This window comes from Streptomyces sp. NPDC051172 (assembly GCF_040682555.1).
GTDB lineage: Bacteria > Actinomycetota > Actinomycetes > Streptomycetales > Streptomycetaceae > Streptomyces.
Genome location: NZ_JBFBBE010000029.1, coordinates 60,709 through 77,932, shown reverse-complemented (window position 1 = coordinate 77,932; position 17,224 = coordinate 60,709). Strand labels below are relative to the sequence as shown.

General features: G+C 70.3%; 12 protein-coding genes. 2 read left to right on the top strand and 10 right to left on the bottom strand.

The features are described from left to right. Nucleotides 1-3 precede the first annotated feature (3 nt). Nucleotides 4-1,098 carry a DUF5925 domain-containing protein gene (locus AB0N07_RS19670; RefSeq protein WP_365836610.1) on the bottom strand — a complete coding sequence of 365 codons (1,095 nt, stop codon included), beginning with the start codon at nt 1,096-1,098 and terminating at the stop codon, nt 4-6. Between the two features lie 119 nt (nt 1,099-1,217). Between AB0N07_RS19670 and AB0N07_RS19665 the strand changes: the two genes are divergently transcribed. Then, a complete protein-coding gene (locus AB0N07_RS19665; RefSeq protein ID WP_365836608.1) occupies nt 1,218-2,639 on the top strand; it encodes a xylan 1,4-beta-xylosidase in 1,422 nt (473 codons plus the stop codon). Between the two features lie 12 nt (nt 2,640-2,651). On the opposite strand, the gene AB0N07_RS19660 is transcribed toward AB0N07_RS19665, so the two are convergent. The 6 genes from AB0N07_RS19660 to AB0N07_RS19635 form a co-directional block, all read right to left on the bottom strand. Then, a complete protein-coding gene (locus AB0N07_RS19660; protein WP_365836606.1) occupies nt 2,652-6,497 on the bottom strand; it encodes a lipopolysaccharide biosynthesis protein in 3,846 nt (1,281 codons plus the stop codon). Then, on the bottom strand, nt 6,490-7,290 hold the full coding sequence (locus AB0N07_RS19655) for a polysaccharide deacetylase family protein (protein WP_365836604.1): 801 nt from the start codon (nt 7,288-7,290) through the stop codon (nt 6,490-6,492). The genes AB0N07_RS19660 and AB0N07_RS19655 overlap by 8 nt, the downstream gene beginning before the upstream one ends. Further along, the gene (locus AB0N07_RS19650) at nt 7,287-8,273 is read right to left on the bottom strand and encodes a glycosyltransferase family 2 protein (RefSeq protein ID WP_365836602.1); all 987 of its coding nucleotides are present in this window, start codon (nt 8,271-8,273) and stop codon (nt 7,287-7,289) included. The genes AB0N07_RS19655 and AB0N07_RS19650 overlap by 4 nt, the downstream gene beginning before the upstream one ends. Then, nucleotides 8,270-9,091, bottom strand: coding sequence for a glycosyltransferase family 2 protein (locus AB0N07_RS19645; RefSeq protein ID WP_365836600.1), 822 nt, complete (start codon nt 9,089-9,091; stop codon nt 8,270-8,272). Before AB0N07_RS19645 ends, AB0N07_RS19650 begins: the two co-directional genes overlap by 4 nt. A 346-nt stretch (nt 9,092-9,437) precedes the next feature. Continuing rightward, nucleotides 9,438-9,716 carry a hypothetical protein gene (locus AB0N07_RS19640; protein WP_365836598.1) on the bottom strand — a complete coding sequence of 93 codons (279 nt, stop codon included), beginning with the start codon at nt 9,714-9,716 and terminating at the stop codon, nt 9,438-9,440. A gap of 326 nt (nt 9,717-10,042) precedes the next feature. Continuing rightward, nucleotides 10,043-11,251: a S8 family peptidase gene (locus AB0N07_RS19635; RefSeq protein ID WP_365836596.1), complete on the bottom strand. Its 1,209-nt coding sequence runs from the start codon at nt 11,249-11,251 to the stop codon at nt 10,043-10,045. Nucleotides 11,252-11,565: 314 nt separating this feature from the next. On the opposite strand from AB0N07_RS19635, the gene AB0N07_RS19630 reads away from it, so the two are divergent. Next, nucleotides 11,566-12,372, top strand: a complete 807-nt coding sequence (locus tag AB0N07_RS19630; protein WP_365836594.1) for an SGNH/GDSL hydrolase family protein — start codon at nt 11,566-11,568, stop codon at nt 12,370-12,372. Here AB0N07_RS19630 and AB0N07_RS19625 read toward each other — a convergent pair whose 3' ends face one another. From AB0N07_RS19625 to AB0N07_RS19615, 3 genes are all read right to left on the bottom strand, one after another. Next, nucleotides 12,373-13,995, bottom strand: a complete 1,623-nt coding sequence (locus tag AB0N07_RS19625) for a serine/threonine-protein kinase (protein WP_365836592.1) — start codon at nt 13,993-13,995, stop codon at nt 12,373-12,375. 63 nt (nt 13,996-14,058) lie between these two features. Continuing rightward, nucleotides 14,059-15,723, bottom strand: coding sequence for a sulfite exporter TauE/SafE family protein (locus AB0N07_RS19620; protein WP_365836590.1), 1,665 nt, complete (start codon nt 15,721-15,723; stop codon nt 14,059-14,061). Next, nucleotides 15,720-17,201 (bottom strand): tetratricopeptide repeat protein, encoded by a 1,482-nt coding sequence (locus AB0N07_RS19615; RefSeq protein ID WP_365836588.1) that lies wholly within the window; start codon nt 17,199-17,201, stop codon nt 15,720-15,722. Before AB0N07_RS19615 ends, AB0N07_RS19620 begins: the two co-directional genes overlap by 4 nt. Nucleotides 17,202-17,224 lie beyond the last annotated feature (23 nt).

Genomic DNA, 17,224 nt, shown 5'->3' with positions numbered 1-17,224 from the left:
CGTCTACAGATACAGCCCGGCGTCCGACCCGTCCCGCGGTTCCGGCAGCGCTGTCGGCGAGGTGCCGCGGCGCAGTGCGTACAGCTCCGCCAGCGTCGCGCCCTCGCGGCCCACGCCCTCCTCCGTCCCCAGCCAGTTCACCGCCTCCGCGCGGGTCAGCTGCCCCACCTCGATACGGGCCAGACAGCGGCCGGGGCGGACCACGGCCGGGTGCAGGCGCTCCAGGTCCTCGTTGGTCGTCACGCCCACCAGTACGTTGCGGCCCTGGCCGAGCAGGCCGTCGGTCAGGTTGAGCAGTCGCGACAGGGCCTGGCCCGCCGTGTGCTTGGCCTCGCCGCGGATCAGCTCGTCGCAGTCCTCCAGGAGCAGCAGCCGCCAGCGGCCCTTGCCCGTCCCGTCCTCCTCGCCGATCGCGATGTCCATCAGATAGCCGACGTCGGAGAACAGGCGCTCGGGGTCGAGCACGCAGTCCACCTGGCACCAGTCCCGCCAGGAACGGGCCAGCGTGCGCAGGGCGGAGGTCTTGCCGGTGCCCGGCGGCCCGTGCAGCAGGAGCAGGCGGCCCGCGATGTCCTCCGGTGTCGTCTTCATCAGGCGGTCCATCGCGTCCGCCACCGGTGCCGTGTAGTTCTCCCGCACCTCGTCCCACATGCCCGCGGAGATCTGCCGGGTGGTGCGGTGCGGGCCGCGCCTGGGGGAGACGTACCAGAAGCCCATCGTCACGTTCTCCGGCTGGGGTTCGGGCTCGTCCGCCGCGCCCTCCGTGGCCTGGTCGAGGACCTTCTGCGCCAGCTCGGCGCTGGTCGCCGTGACCGTGACGTCGGCGCCGCGGTTCCAGCGCGAGATCAGCAGCGTCCAGCCGTCGCCCTCCGCCAGCGTCGCGCTGCGGTCGTCGTCACGAGCCATGCGCAGCACCCGGGCGCCCGGCGGCAGGAGCGTCGCCCCGGAGCGGACGCGGTCGATGTTCGCCGCATGCGAGTACGGCTGCTCGCCCGTCGCGAAGCGGCCGAGGAACAGCGCGTCGACGACGTCGGACGGCGAGTCGCTGTCGTCGACGTTGAGCCGGATCGGCAGAGCGTCGTATGGGTTCGCAGACATGGCGCCCATGATCCGGCACATGGGCGCTCCGCGCACTGGATTTCCCCCGCTCTGTCCCGGGTGTCTGTTTGCTACAACCTCTGCCATACCTGGCATTCCGACGGTTACTGTTGCCCTCGATGGGACGTCATGAGTGGAATTCGGGGGCACGACGGTGGCGGCTCACCGCGCTGCTCGGCGTGGGCGTGGCCGCACTGGCTCTGATCGTGACCCTGATCAACACGCTTCCGGGGGGCGGCGGCAGCACCGCGGGCACCTCGCGCAACGGCGACACGGTGCACGGCACCCCGGTGACCCCGCCCGACCAGGACAGACCCGAGGTCGGCTGGGGCTTCACGCACACCCAGCACAGCGCCGACGAGGGCAGCTCCGCCGCCACCGAGCGGGTCGAGGGGCTGATCTCGGACGCCGGGGGGATGCCGCAGGACCAGGCGGTCATGGGCTGGGGTGCGGACAACCCCGAGCCGGTGAAGGGGCGTTACGACTTCGACGCGATGGACCGCCGTATCGACTTCATCCGCAAGTCCGGCGGCACCCCGGTGGTCACCCTGTGCTGCTCCCCGGACTGGATGAAGGGCGGCAAGGCCGGTGTCGACAACACCAACTGGAGCCAGTCTGCGCTGGAGACCGCCCCGCAGCCCGAGCACTACGCGGACTTCGCCGCGCTCGCCGCGACCGTGGCCAAGCGCTATCCGGACGTACGCCACTTCATCGTCTGGAACGAGTTCAAGGGCTTCTGGAACGACGCCAAGGGCCGCTGGGACTACGAGGGTTACACCAGGCTCTACAACCTCGTCTACCAGGCCCTGAAGAAGGTCGACAAGAACATCATGATCGGTGGGCCCTACCTGGTCATGGACAGCGTCGACCCGCGCGCGAACGAGGCCTCGAAGACCTTCAAGGGGCCGTGGGGTGCGATGGACCAGCGGGTCCTCGACGCCTTCGACTACTGGAACAAGAACAAGGCGGGCGCCGACTTCGTCGTCGTGGACGGCTCCAGCTACACCAACGACGACGAGATGCTGCCCAACGAGTTCGCGGCCACCGACAAGTTCACCGCCGTCGGCAAGTGGGTACGGCAGCAGACCGGCAACCTCCCGCTGTGGTGGTCCGAGTACTACGTCGAGCCCGCCGACGGCAACGACGACCGCAAGGGCTGGTCCGAGACCCGCCGCGTCGCCGTCCAGGCCGCCGGAATGATCGCCATGGTCAGGGGCGGCGCCTCCTCCGGCTTCTACTGGAACCCGCAGGACGAGAAGGGCAGCGACTGCGCGGGCTGCCTGTGGACGCCGACCGACAGCGCGGACGGCGGCAGGAAGTTGCCCATGTTCGACCTGGTCTCCCGCTTCCACCAGGCATTCCCGCCCGACACGAAGTACACGGCCGTCTCCGTCGCCGCGGACGACGTGCCCAATGTCCGCGTCCTCGCCACAGACAGGACCGCCCTGGTCGTCAACACCCTCGACCGGTCGATCAGCGCGAAGGTCGACGGGAAGCGGTTCGAGATGCAGGCGTACGAGGTGCGGTGGCTCACGCGCTGAGCCACCGCACGCTCACTTCATCGTCAGGAACCGCTGCACCAGCGAGGCCAGCAGCACCGCCAGCAGCGGCAGCGAGAACCAGAAGCTGCTCTGCAGCCACCGCAACTGCCGCACACCCGGCCGCACCGCGACCCGCACCACCTCGCGCGCCGTCAGCAGCACGATCAGCGCAAGGGCGGCCAGGGCGCCGACGACCGACCACGGCGTCCAGGTGATCATCGGTCCGATCGGACCGGGATTCGGCTTCGGCACCTTGCCCTCGGGCTGCGTCCTGAGGGCGTAGACGGTGGCGTCGTCGTTGACGTACACCTTCTTCAGCTCGGGCCGCTGGTCCAGGTTCTGGATGAGCCGGGGCTCCCAGGTGTCCGAGTAGCCCACGTCCATCTGGAGATAGGTCGTCTGGCCCGCGTTGACCATCAGATACGAGTTCGGGCCCGCGTCCTTGAGCGCCTTGACCAGGCCCGACACCAGCACCGGGTCGGCGGGCGCCAGCGTGGGCACGTAGTTGACCCGCTCCATGTCCTTCGCGCCCCACGGCATCGCCGGCGTCACGTCGTTGACCGTGTCGTTGCTCAGCCACAGCAGACGGACGGTCGGCTTGTCGTGGGCGTACACGTAGTCCATGGCGGCGACCTCGCCGGGCCGGACCCGCTCGAAGGGCTCGTTGCCCCAACGGGCCACCAGGAAGCCGCCCATGAGGACCAGGCCCGCCATCAGCGCGGCCAGCGGGGCGAGACTCACGCGGTCCTTGTCGCGTTCCTCGGCGGTGACGCCGGTACGCGGGAACAGGGCGAGGCCGCCCAGGAGGGCCGCGCCCGGCACCGCGAACATGAAGACGCGCAGGGCCATCTCGCCGCCGTAGGACTGCATGCCGAAGCCCAGGAACGGCACGAACGTCAGCACCAGCAGTGAGCGCTCCCGGTACTTGTGGTCGCGCCGCCGCCACCAGCCCCAGCAGGCGAACGCCATCACACCGCCGGCCAGCAGCACGCGTGCGTACAGGACGAGCTTGTGGGTCGAGTCGCCGCCCTGGATGCGGCCGGAGACCGAGGTGGAGACATTGCTGCCGACGCCGCCGACCCCGCCGAACAGCTCGTTGAAGTGGCCGGACCAGTACGGCTCGGCCATGAAGCCGATCCACACCGCCACCACCACGGCGAACAGCACGGGCAGACCGCGCAGTTCGGAGCGGCCGACCAGGACGAGCACCGCGAGCACGCCCAGCATCACGAACGGGGTGAGCTGGTGCGCCGGGACGCTCGCCATGAACAGGCCGATCAGCACCCCGAGCAGGACGGCCTTCTGGCGCCGGTCCACCGGCTCGACCTCCGCCTCGCCCGGCCGCTTCTTCGTCCAGATCACCCGCGGCTCACGGAACCACACCAGCAGGATGGCGACGAACGCGAGGTAGAGGAGGTAGGTGAAACCCTGCGGGGAGAAGTAGTCCTGGCCCACCCAGCTGCTGAGCACGAAGATCCAGATGCCGGTCCACTTGGCGCGCCAGCTCGCCCGCAGGGAGCGCACCAGCAGGAACATCGGGGCCAGGTAGAGGAGCTGGATGGTCAGCGGCCACCAGCGGATGAGGTCGGTGAGGTCGGTGACTCCGCAGGCCTTCGTGACGAACGCGGCCACCGCGAAGAAGCCCGGCCAGCTCCACCGCGCGTCCAGGTCCGGTACGGCGGACCCGGTGCGGTCGATGTAGTCGAGGAACCCGAGGTGCTGCCAGGCCGTCGGGAAGCGCGGCTCGGTCTCGATCACCGCGGGCAGCGCATGCAGCGACAGCACGGTCGCCACCAGCGTGACCAGCAGCAGCGCCTTGTGCTCACGGCCCAGCCACAGCAGCGAGGCGAACACCGCGACCAGCAGCGCCGCCCCGACCAGCGTCGGCAGCGGCAGCACCGAGATCAGGCCGAGCCCGCCCATCCGGTCCAGGTCGGCCTCACCCAGACGCAGCGCGGGCACCCAGTACAGCAGCAGCGCGGCCACCAGCAGACAGCCGAGGACGACTCCGAGGCGGCTGGGCTGCAGCCGCTCCCGCCAAGAGCGCGGCGGCGCTTCGGACCCTCGTAGGGGCGCCTCCTCCGGCACGAGCGACGCCTCCGCCTCTCGTACGACCTTCTCGCCCGCGTCGAAGCCCTTGTTGAAGCCCGCGGCGAAGCCGGGCTCGAACTCGGTCTCGAAGGGCGCGTCCACCTCCGTCTCGGCCGGTCCCAGGGAGGCCTCGGAACCCGGTTCGCGCTCTTCGACGGGCAGCCCGACCTCCGGGTTCTTCGCCCAGGCCGGCCGGTGGTCGACGCGTACCACGGGCGTGCCGGTGGGCGGGGTGCCCGGGCCCGGGCGGACGTCGGGACGGCGTTCCAGGTGGTCGAAGTCGACGTGGATGCCGAGAGCGAGGGTGTCCGTGTCCAGCGCCCAGGCGGGACCCCTCCTGCGGGGCTTCTCGACGGCCGGGACCTCGTTCGCCCCCAGGTCGGCGAGGTCCCCGTCGGGCGCCGCATCCTCGGGGACGGCATCGGCCGGCGCGGCCCGGACGGTCCGGTACAGCCTGGGGGCCGCGATGGTGACGATCACCGCGAGCGAGGAGATCTCGGCGACGCCCGCACCGGTCAGCCCCATGCGGGGGAGCAGCAGCAGCGTCAGACCGAGCACCAGGACGCACAACAGACCCTGCAGCCAGGCCAGTCCTGCGGTGCGGCTCTGCGCGCGCAGCACCGCGAAGTACGTCTCCATGACGACCCTGAGCAGTGCGCCGACCGCGAACCAGCGCAGCAGCGGCGTCGCCGCGTGCGCGTAGCCCTGACCGAAGACGCCGAGGATCCACGGTGCGCCGATGAACAGCAGCCCGCAGATCGGCAGCATGATCCGCGCCATCCGCTTGAGCGCCGCCCGGGTGTTGGCGGACAGCCGGCCCGGGTCGTGCGAGCCCTCGACGGTCAGTGAGGCGCCCATGTTGATGGCGAGCAGATTGACCGTGCCGCCGATCGTCGTGGTGATGTAGAAGTACGCGTTGTCCTCGGAGCTGACCTGCGAGGCGATGATGACCGGGACGAGGTAGACCACGGCGAGCGAGAACAGCGAGCCGGTGTAGTCGCCGGCGAGGAACCTGCCGATCTCCTTCAGGCTCGGCGGCTTCGCGTGGTCCGCCGTCGCCTCGATGTGCCGGGGGACCAGCTTTCGGAACACCAGCAGGCCGAGCGGCACCACGGAGGTGGCGATTGCCAGCACCCAGGAGACGAACACACCGGTCGTGGGCATGCTGACGGCGAGGGCGACCAGCAGCGCCAGCTTCACCGCCGAGAACACCGTGTTGCCGACCGGCACCCACGGCGCACTCCGCAGCCCGGTCAGCACCCCGTCCTGCAGCGTCAGCAGGTTCCAGGAGGCCACGGCCATGATGAAGCCGAGGCCCTTGATCGGCCCGTGCAGGAAGTGGTACGACGGCCCCCAGGTGCTGAGGGTCAGCAGGAAGATCCCCGCCGCGAACGACACGACGACACAACTCGCCGCGTACGTACGGAAGACGAGTCGTCCGGTGGCGCGCCCGGCGACCGGGATGAAGCGGGCCAGGGCGCCCGTCAGCGTCACCGCCGTCAGCCCGGCCAGCAGTTTCATCGCGGCGATCGCGGCCGAACCCTGGCCCACCGCGGACTCGGAGTAGTAGCGGGCGGCGATCAGCCAGTAGCCCAGGCCCAGCACCGCGGAGATGCCGGTGTTGAGCATCAGGGCGTAGGCGTTGCGGAACAGCGGGCTGCCGCCCTTGGACCCGCCCAGCCCGGGCAGCCGAAGACGGCGCCCCGACTGCTCGGGCGCCTCGGTCGCGGGCTGCTTCGCCTCGGTCGTTGTGGTCGTGTCAGACACGGGAACGGATGGCCTTCCGGCGGACCTGTCGTGCTCTGCGGACCAGGGCGTACCCCTTGGTGAGGGCACGGTCCCCGGCGAAGGTGCGGGCGATCGAACGGCCCTCGACCAGCCGCTCGAACTCCTCGATGCCCGTGCTGCGGCGCACGGTCACACGCTGCAGGGCGTACGGCCCCTGCCGGCGGCGCGCGAGGCCGTTGCCGACGGCGAGCGCCTGGGCGTACCCCGTCTCGCGGACCGCCTCGCGCACCCGGCGGCTGGAGTAGCCGTAGGGGTAGGCGAAGGAGGCCGGGACGCTGCCCAGCTCGTCGGCGACGATCTCCTTGCAGTGGATCAGCTCGTGCCGCAGCGACTCGTCGTCGAGCTGGTCGAGCTGTGGGTGGGTGTGGCTGTGCCCGCCGATCTCGACGTCCGCGGCGGCAAGTTCGCGCACCTGCTCCCAGTCCAGCATCGTGTCGAGTCCGCCCCCGGTGTCGTGCGCGCCCTTGATCCAGCCGGTGGAGACGAACAGCGTGGACGCGAAGCCGTGCTTGGCGAGGACCGGCAGGGCGTGCCGGTGCACGCCCTCGTAGCCGTCGTCGAAGGTGATCAGCACCGGACGCGGCGGCAGCGAGCGGACCGACCGCCAACTCGCCGCCAGATCGGCCGTGTTGACCGGGGTGAGGCCCAGGTCGCCGATCATCGCCATCTGCTCGGCGAACGCCTCGGGCGCGACCGACAGCGCGCGCGTGGCGTCGTTCGGCGCGGTCGCGACCGAGTGGTACATGAGAACCGGTACGGGCGCTTCGCTCATTGAGATCCCCCCTCGATCCCGACCACGGAGAACGTGGCACCGCCCTTGCGGGCCCGGACGCTCCCCACGACGTACCCACCCGCCGCCGTCAGCGCCCCGGCGACGATCGCACCCGCCCGCCCCGCACCGCCCGGCCGGGCCAGCACCGCGTCCCGCAGCCCCCGCACCACACCGGCCGGCAGCACCCGTGTGGTGTACCGGCGCTCGGACTCAAGTCCCTTGTCCGCTCCCACACTTCGCGCCACCAGCGCCTTGGAGAGGCCCTCGGCGTATGCGCGCGTGCGGAAGTACCCGAAGTGCTCGCGCGCCTCTGGCACCCGGTGATGGATCACCGCACGGTCGTCGATCAGCAGGACCGCGTCCGGTCTGGCGCGGGTGAGCCGGATGCACAGCTCCGTCTCCTCGCAGCCCAGCGGGCGCTTGTCGCCGTCCCGTCCGATACCGGTCGCGAAGCCGCCCGCGGCGTCGAACGCCGTACGACGGAACGAGGCGTTGCCGCCCAGGACGTTGCGCACCCGGACCAGGCCCGGCGGCAGCCCCTTGTACGTACAGCCCACCACCCAGTCGAACTCCTCCGGGAACCACGCAGGACGGCGGCCCGAGGCCCAGATCGGCATCGTGCGGCCGCCGACGGCCATCACCCGCGGATCCGCGTACCCCTCGGCGAAACGGCGCAGCCACTCCCGCTCGGCCACGGCGTCGTCGTCGAGGAACGCGATCACCTCGCCGCGCGCCGCCGCGATACCCGTGTTGCGCCCGGCGGACAGACCGCGAGGCCCCGCGTTGGCGAGCACCGTGACGTCCTCGGCCTCCTTGTACTCCTTGCCCAGCCGGTCCAGCAGAGCCGGATTGTGGTCGACGACCAGCAGGGTCTCCAGTGCGGGGCGGGACTGCGCGCGCACCGAGGAGACCGCCGCGAGGATGTCCTCCCAGCGGTCCTCGGTGTAGACGCAGATCACGACGGAGATGTCGAGATCGCTCAAGACACCTCTCCCCGCACCGAGTCGAGCATCGGCGAGTGGTGTTCCTGGCTGCGCAGCTCGCGCCGGTTCGACCGCTCCTTGAGGATCACCTTGAGCACCCGGAACCCGTCCCGCACCGCCCGCAGATTGCTCGCGCCATGGATGCGGAGGTACTCGTAGCTCGGGATCTCCTGCACCTTCAGCCCCGCCTTGACCACTCTGATGTTGATCAGGGTCTCGATCTCGAAGCCCGTGCAGTCCAGGGAGATCTTGTCCAGGCAGTGCCGCCAGAACGCGTTGTAGCCGTAGCACAGATCGGTGTAGCGGGCGCCGAACTTGCGGTTGACGATGGTGCACAGCGCCCAGTTGCCGAGCTTGCGGATGAACGTCATGTCGTCGGTGCCGCCGCCGTTGGCGAAGCGGGACCCCTTGGCGAAGTCCGCGCCGGAGACCAGGGCGGACACGTACGACACGATCTCGTTGCCGTCGGCCGAGCCGTCCGCGTCGACCATCACGATGATGTCGCCGGTGCACGCCTCGAACCCCGTGATCAGGGCATCCCCCTTGCCCTTGCCCTGCTGCTCGACGACCTTGACGTTCGGCCACAGGTCACGGGCCACTTCGACGGTGTCGTCCGTGGAATTGCCGTCCACCAGAACGACTTCGTGTATCCAGTCCGGAAGTGTCTTGAACACGTACGGGAGATTCTCCGCCTCGTTCATGGCGGGAATCACCACACTCACCGGCGGCGCGATGGCCAGGTGAGAGGAGATCGGCCGGTATTGGCCGGCAAGTGACGGACCTTGGTCCGTGGCCGCCGGCCGCAGAACAGAACTCATGAGTCTGGTCCCTCTCGTCCGGTGGACCGCCCGCCCCTGGGCGGCCCGGTTATGTGTCCGGTTCGAAAGGGGGGTTTCACGCCTGTGGCAATGACGAAATGGATCTCCGTGCACGCCGACGGCGAGCTGGCAAAGCTGCCCGGCTGCCGTTCCACGGCAGCCGGTCGCGCGGCACGACCCGGTCACAAGTGCGGTCACCGAGCACGGCACCCCCCTACCGCGCCCCACGCCGGGAACCATCGCGGTCCTGAGCCCTCCCCTGGGCCGCTCGATGATGGACCGATGCGGGTGAGATATACAACGGTATTGACGATTGAACCTGTATGGCAAGACCTGGAACGAGGCCTCACCTTTTTGTTGGTTTGACCGTTACACAACTTAGAAGAAGTAGGAAACTGATCACGGTCATTGCGATGATTCCGCCACGCACCGACCACCGGTGAACGGCCAACATGCCCTGTGCCACCAGCATGTTGAGAACGATTGCGCCCGCGACGGCGGCGAGTGTGCGGCCGAAGGGCTCCAGTCCGCGCAGCGCGGCCCCGATGGCCGTGGCGGGCGCGGCGAGCAGAAAAAACAGGGTGAGCGGCCCGCGCAGGGGCGAGCCCGAGTCGGCCAGCGCCAACAGCGCGCCGAATCCCCCCACGGCCGTCGCGGCGCCCGCGAGCAGTGGCGACAGGTCCCTCCCCGGTCCTGGTCGCGTCCGCTCGGCGCCGTCTGCCGGCGATCTGCCGTCCGTCGGAGGTCTTTTGACGAGTCTCTTGATACGGATGGTCTGCATTGGCGACTTTGCCCCCCAGCGCGCCGGATGCCGGGCTTCAATGTCGCGCAGCGCCCGAGGGGGCGTCAAGAGACGGAACCCTCCCGCACTCGTTCTCATCCACCTTTGAACATGCGTTCCCCGGAGGCGCCGACCGCCTCCGGGGAACCGTGATTCAGGCCGAGCCGGTGCTACGGCACGACCTTCAGGAGCTTGTTCGGCGAGCCGGAGCCCGCGCTGGTGACCACGCCGGAGGTGGCGCCGTTCACCAGGGCCGTGGCGACCTGGGCCGGGGTGGCCGAGGTGTGTCCCGCGAGGTAGACAGCCGCGGCGCCCGCGACATGCGGGGTGGCCATCGACGTACCGGAGATGGTGTTGGTCGCGGTGTCGCTGGTGTTCCAGCCCGCCGTGATGGAGGAGCCGGGCGCGAAAATGTCCAGGACCGAGCCGTAGTTGGAGTAACTGGCCCTGGCGTCCGAGCTGGTGGTCGCGCCGACCGTGATCGCGGTGGCGACCCGGGCCGGGGAGTACGAGGAGGCGTTGGCGGAGCTGTTGCCCGCCGCGACCGCGTACGTCACGCCGCTGGATATGGAGTTGGCGACCGCCGTGTCCAGTGAGGAGGACGCGGAGCCGCCCAGCGACATGTTGGCGACGGCCGGCGTGGTGTGGTTCTCGGTGACCCACTCGATGCCGTCGATGACGCCCGCGGTGGTGCCGGAACCGCTGTTGTCGAGCACCCGCACGGCCACGATCTTCGCCTTCTTGGCGACGCCGTAGGTCGACCCGGCGATCGTCGTGGCCACATGGGTGCCGTGGCCGTTGCCGTCGGAGGCGGTGGTGTCGCCGTCGACCGCGTCGTAGCCGTAGGAGGCCCGGCCGCTGATCTGGGTGTGGGTGATGCGGACGCCGGTGTCGATGACGTACACGGTCACGCCGCTGCCCGCGCTGTCCGGGTATGTGTAGGTGCCGGAGAGCGGGAGCGCGGTCTGGTCGATGCGGTCCAGGCCCCAAGGGGCGCTGGACTGCGTGGTGTCGGTCAGCCGGACGCGCTGGTTCTGCTCGACGGAGGCCACCGACGGGTCGGCCGCGAGTCTCTTCGCCTCGGTCGCCGAGAGGGTGGCGGTGTAGCCGTTGAGCACGGTGTCGAAGGTCTTCCCGACCGTGCCTCCGTACTCCTTGATCAGGCCCTTGCCCGCGCTGGAGGCCGCCTTGAGGCCGGCGCTCTTCTTCAGCGTGACGATGTAGCTGTCCTTGACCGCGGTGGGGGAGCCGGCGGCCAGGACCCTGCCCTCGGCCGGGGCGGCCTGGGCGGGGAGGGTGGTGAGTCCGCCGACCAGGGCGGCGGTCGCCAGGCCGGTGACGGCGGCGAACCGGAGCTTCCTGCTACGCAGTTGTGCCATTACGAGGGAGTCCTCCTCCAGGCGGCGCGCGCCTGGGTCGGGCGCACGACTGTGGGGGTGCGCGCGAGGTCGCACGCACGGCCCGGAACGTCGCGTTCCCGTCCCAAGCCGAAGTAAAGAATGGGTCATCCGTCGGTGTGGAACAAGGGGGTTGAGGGGTCGTCAACAAATCTGTCATGGGCACGTAATCAAAGAGGCCGTGAAGCGATGGTGATGACCTGTCAGGGACGGAAAAGCCTTGACATGAACACTTCCCATCGACACGTGTCATTGGTACGACGGTTACGGCAGAGATCCTGCTAAAGGGAGGTTCCATGAGACGTTCCCGAATTGCCGTTTTCGTGAGCTCGATCCTCCTCGCCGTCGGCACGGCCCTCACCGGGGCCACGACGGCGCAGGCGTCCGGGCAGGCCGCAGCCACCGGTTATGTGGCCCTCGGCGACTCCTACTCCTCCGGGGTCGGCACCGGCAGTTACATCAGCGCCAGCGGCGACTGCAAGCGCAGCACCAAGGCCTACCCCTACCTCTGGGCCGCCGCCCAATCACCCTCGACCTTCGACTTCACCGCCTGCTCGGGCGCCCGTACGGGTGATGTTCTGTCAGGTCAGCTGAGCCCGCTCAGCGCCTCCACCGGCCTGGTCTCCATCACCATCGGCGGCAACGACGCCGGCTTCTCCGACGTCATGACGACGTGTGTGCTCCAGTCCGACAGCGCCTGCCTCTCCCGGATCAACACCGCGAAGGCGTACGTCGACTCGACGCTCCCCGGACAGCTGAACAACGTGTACTCGGCGATCACCGCCAAGGCCCCGAACGCCCATGTCGTCGTCCTCGGCTACCCCCGCTTCTACAAGCTCGGCACCACCTGCCTCGGCCTCTCCGAGACCAAGCGCAAGGCCATCAACGACGCGGCCGACTACCTGGACACCGCCACCGCCAAGGTCGCCGCCGACCACGGCTTCACCTTCGGCGACGTCCGCACCACCTTCACCGGCCATGAGATCTGCTCCGGCAGTTCATGGCTGCACAGCGTCGAGTGGTTCAACATCGGCGAGTCGTACCACCCCACCGCGGCCGGCCAGTCGGGCGGCTATCTGCCCGTCCTGACCAGCGCGGCCTGATCACCCGGAGGGTGACGGCGAAGTACTGGAGGAGGCCCCGCCCGTCGGGGTCTCCGACACGCAGGTCACCGAGAACGGAACCGAGTCGGACGTCGCCTGCTTCGGTGAGCGCACCTCGACGCTGATCGAGTTCCGGAAGGTCCCGGTGTTGTTGTACGTCGTCACGAACGCCTTGTCCTGCTTGGTCTTTCCGCCGCCCTCGGGGAAGGACAGGGTCTTCCATCCCGGATCCATGATCTGCCCGTCCTTCGACAGCCAGCGGTAACTGACCTCCGCCGGCAGCTTCCCGACCGTGAAGGTCGCCGTGAACTCGGGCGCGTCGCTCCGGGCGGGCGGACAGGTGCCGGAGTAGTCGGTGTGGGAGCCGGACAGGGTGACGCTCACCGTCTGGGGGGCCTCCTTGGAGGCGCTGCTGCTCGGACTGGGCGTCGGGCTCGTACCTCCGCCCGGGTTGCTGTGCGTGGCGGTCGACGGAGTCGCGGTGTCCGAACGGGGGGTGTCGGCATTGTTGTTCCCGCCGCCGTGGTCGCGGTTCAGCAGCGCGTACGTCAGCCCCCCGATGGCCAGGGCGAGGACGACCACCCCGACGAGCAGGACGAGGCCGGCCCGGCGGTTGCGCTCCGGTGGCGGTGCGGCCGTCGCCGTCGTCGCGGGGCCCGGCGCGGGCTGCGTGTATCCGGCCGGGTACGGCATCGGAGGCGTCGGCGACTGACGCTGTGGGAACGCCGCGACCGTCGGTGCGTACGGCGACGCCTGCGCGCCGTACGCGGGGGGCGTGCCTCCCCCAGAGGGGGTACCCCCAGCTGCGATGATCCGCAGGTCCTGCTCGGCCCGGTCGGCCGGCAGCCGCTCGGCCGGGTCCTTGCGCAGCAGCCCCTCGATGACGGGGGTCAGCGGACCGGCCCGGTGCGGCGACGGCAGCTCCTCGTCGACGATCGCGCGCAGGGTGCTGAGCGGGGTGTCCTGGCGGAACGGGGAGTTGCCCTCGACCGCCGCGTACAGCAGCACGCCGAGCGACCACAGGTCGGACTCCGGGCCGGGCGTGCGGCCCAGCGCCCGCTCCGGCGCCAGGAACTCCGGCGAGCCGATCACCTCCCCGGTCATCGTCAGTGCCGAACTGCCCTCGACCTGTGCGATACCGAAGTCGGTGAGCACCACCCGGTCGTCGTTCGACAGCAGCACATTGGCGGGCTTCACATCCCGGTGCAGCACCCCGGCCTCGTGCGCCGCCCGCAGCGCGGCGAGCACCTCGGCACCGATGTGCGCGGCCCGCCGCGCATCCAACGGGCCCTCGGCGTCCAGGAGTTCGGCAAGGGAGATACCGCGGACCAGCTCCATCACGATCCACGGCCGGCCGTCCTGCGTCGCCACGTCGTACACCGTGACGACATTGCGGTTGGCGACCCGCGCGGCCGCCCACGCCTCGCGCTCCAGCCGGGCGTACATCCGCTCCACGTCCGAGGCCGGCAGACCGGCGGGCGCACGCACCTCCTTGACGGCGACCTCGCGGTGCAACACCTCGTCCCGGGCGCGCCACACGGTTCCCATGCCGCCCTCGCCGAGGGGGGACAGGAGACGGTAGCGGCCCGCGATCAGACGTTCACTGCCCGATTCTTCGGACACGGGGGTCCCCCATTCGCATCCGCGTGCTTTCTTCACTCCGCGCGTTTTCTTCCCAAACGTAGCTCAGCCGAGTGCGGATGCGGCCCCCTTGAGCACCAGTCCCACCCCGAGAGCCACGACGAGGAACGCCGAGCCCAGCGGCGCGGTCCTGCGGACGAGGGCCGCCATCGGGTGGGTGGTCCAGCGGGGGCGCCTGTCCAGCACACGGTTCATCCCGGTACCCAGCTTGACCACGGCGAACCCCGCCGCGGTGAGGGTGAGGGCGAGCCCGACGCCGTATGCGACGACGAGCAGCAGCCCGAACCATGCCTGGCCGAGCGCGGCCGCGCCCACGAGCACCACGACCGCGGAGGGACTGGGCACGAGGCCACCGGCGAAGCCCAGCAGGATCGTGCCGCGCAGGGTGGGGGCGACGGAGTGGGTGTGGGTGAAGCCGCCGTGGGTGTGCTCGACGGTGTGGGGGTGGGGGTGGGGGTGGTCGGAGTGGTGGGTGTGGCTGTCGTCGTGGTCGTGGCTGTGGGGGTGGTCGTGGTCATGCTCGTGTGTGTGGCCCGGGGAGTGCGTGTGGGGGTGGGCTTCGGCTGACGTCGAGGCGGTTTCGGTGTGGGCGGCGACCAGGACCAGGGCGCGTTCCTCGGGCTCGGCGGTCTCGTGCGGGTGGGTGTGCCCGCCGGGGCCGGGTACGGGTCCGGGGCCGCGGTTGCGCCAGGCCCGGCGTACGAGCGTGGCGCCCGCGCAGGTCACCATGACGCCGCTTGCGATGCCCAGCCAGATGATCACCGAGGGGGCCGCCGCCGAGCCGGCCGTGACCAGCAGGCCGAGGGCTACCACGCCCAGGGTGTGGGTGACCGTGACCGACGCGGCCAGGGGCATGACGTCCTTGAGGCGGGCGCGGCCGCCGCGGGCGGCTGCCGTCGCGGCCATCAGGGTCTTGCCGTGGCCCGGGGCGAGCGCGTGCAGCGCGCCGAGGACGACCGCGATGAGCAGCGAGAGCGCGGCGAAACCGAAGGTGAGGTGGTGACGGGCGACCAGGTTGTTGAGGGCCTGTGTCCAGCGGTCGGCGCCGCGTGGCAGCACGGAGGCGGCCGGGGCGTCCTGCCGCTCCTCGACCAGGGCCGGTCCGCCGGGGCGCACGCGCAGGGAGGCGGTCGAGGTGTCGGCGGGGGAGGAGAGCAACTCCTTCGGGTAGCTGGTGAGTTCGTGGGAGACAGACGTCCTGGGTACGTCCGTCGCGGTGAGCGTCATACGGTCGCCGCGCGCGGTGATCTCCCGCCAGCCGGGCCCGGAGGTGGCGCCCTCGCTGTGGAAGCCGAGGGCCACGGTGTCGCCCTTGGGGAGCGGCGCGGTCAGCCGGCACTCCACCCGGAGCGTGTTCAGCCCGGCCTGCCCGGGCCGCAGCTGCGCCTTGCTGCTTCCCACGGTCAGTGCGGTGGCCCGCCCGTCGACGGTGACCCTGCTTCCCTCGGCCGCCTTCGCGCACCGCTCCTTCGCCCACTCGCTCATGCCGAGCCGCCTGATGTCGGGCTTGGCCTGGGTGGCCGGGATCTCGGCGAGGTCCTCGACGTGGTCGACGCGGAGCTTGTCGGGTGCGGCGACCAGGCCGTCGTAGCGGTTGACGGTGAAGTTGCCGAGGGGGTGCGCGCTCGCGCCGGTGGAAGGTACCAGCGCGAGCGCGCAGGCCGCCGTGAGGACGGCCCCGGTGGAGGCGAGCAATCGACGGGGGTTCACTTCGCCGCCTCCAGGTCTGCGAGTGCCTTACGGGCTTCACGGGCGCCCAGCGGTGAGAAGCCGGGGTTGAGTTTCAGCGCCGCTTCGAGGGAGTCACGGGCGTCCTTGGTGTGGCCGGTGGCGCGTTCGATCATGCCGCGGTGGTAGAGGAACGAGGCGTTGCGGTAGCCGGTGGCCGTCGCCTGCCGTGCGTACGGGAGGGCCTCCGTGTCCTTGCCGTTGACGTGCAGCGCCCAGGCCAGGGCGTCCGCGGTGTGCACGGTGTGGCGGCGGGCCCACTCGGCGCGGGCGGCGCGCAGGGCCGCGGCCTTGTCACCGTGGTCGGCCGCCGCGAGGGCGGTGTCGAGGTCGGCGTTGACGCCGTTGGCGCGGGCCAGGGCGATCCAGGCGTCGACGAGGTCGTACTGGTCACGGGCCTTCGCCTCGTCGCCGACGGCGCCGCGGTCCTCGTACATCTCGCCGAGTTCCACGAGGGGCTGGGGCAGCGGGTAGCGGGCGACGAGCTGCTCCATGTCCCTGAGCCCGGTCGCCTTGTCGCCGCTCGCGTACTCGGCGCGGGCACGGCCCTCCAGCGCCGGCAGGTAGTTGTCGTCGGCGGCGAGGGCGCGGGCGTAGTAGCTGACCGCGGTCTTGTAGTCGCCCTGGTTCCAGGCGAGTTGGCCGAGCTGGAAGGCGACGTAGGAGATGTCGCCCTTGGTGCTCGCGGTGCCGAGGGCCTGCTCCAGGACCCGGCGGGCCGTCTGCACATCCCCGCGCAGCTCGTGCACATACGCGTACCGGGTGAAGACGGGGATGCCCGGGCGCCGCGAGTCCGCCGTGTCGGCCGCCTTCGACGCGTCGGCGTAGCGGCCGAGTTCGACGAGCGCGTCGATACGGGACGAGAGGGCGCTTTGGCTGTAGGGGTTCTCCTTCAGGACCAAGTCGGCGTGGTTCAGGGCGTCCTTGAAGTCGTGCCGGGCCGCGGCGAGGGCGGCCTGACCGGTGATGGCCTGCTCGTTGCCGGGCTTCACCTCCAGGGAGCGCTTCAGCGCCTTGTCGGCCTGCGGATAGCGAGAGGGGTCACCCTTGGTACGGGCCTGCTCGACATACGCCAGCCCAAGACTCGCCCAGCTTCCGAAGTCCCTGGGCTGCGCCTTGAGATGGGACTGCAGGGAGAGGATGCTCGCGTCGATGTCCCCGCTGTTCAGCAACGCCGGCGACAGCGCACTGGGCGCGTCGGCGACGGCTGTGGTACCACCGTCCCGGATGGCGCCGTACGCAATGGATCCACCGGTCAGCGCAACGGCCAACAGGGCGGCGATTCCCGTCAGTTGTCCGATGTGCCAACGCCGTCCCGCGGCAGCGACGCGACGCACGGCGGCGACTCGTTCGTCGGTGGAGGCCGTGGGCGCGACCGGCCCAGACGAGCCTGCAGACGAGTCAAGATCTTCCGTGGCACTCTCCGCGAAGCCTTCGTTGTCGTCAGTGTCCGGGGCCATGCCCTCTCCTCGTAGGTGTTTGG

What these genes read in the sequence shown, in the direction of transcription:
- AB0N07_RS19615 (WP_365836588.1), bottom strand. Translation starts at nt 17,201, where the DNA reads ATGGCCCCGGACACTGACGACAACGAAGGCTTCGCGGAGAGTGCCACG.
- AB0N07_RS19645 (WP_365836600.1), bottom strand. Translation starts at nt 9,091, where the DNA reads ATGAGTTCTGTTCTGCGGCCGGCGGCCACGGACCAAGGTCCGTCACTT.
- AB0N07_RS19670 (WP_365836610.1), bottom strand. Translation starts at nt 1,098, where the DNA reads ATGTCTGCGAACCCATACGACGCTCTGCCGATCCGGCTCAACGTCGAC.
- AB0N07_RS19665 (WP_365836608.1), top strand. Translation starts at nt 1,218, where the DNA reads ATGGGACGTCATGAGTGGAATTCGGGGGCACGACGGTGGCGGCTCACC.
- AB0N07_RS19655 (WP_365836604.1), bottom strand. Translation starts at nt 7,290, where the DNA reads ATGAGCGAAGCGCCCGTACCGGTTCTCATGTACCACTCGGTCGCGACC.
- AB0N07_RS19630 (WP_365836594.1), top strand. Translation starts at nt 11,566, where the DNA reads ATGAGACGTTCCCGAATTGCCGTTTTCGTGAGCTCGATCCTCCTCGCC.
- AB0N07_RS19635 (WP_365836596.1), bottom strand. Translation starts at nt 11,251, where the DNA reads ATGGCACAACTGCGTAGCAGGAAGCTCCGGTTCGCCGCCGTCACCGGC.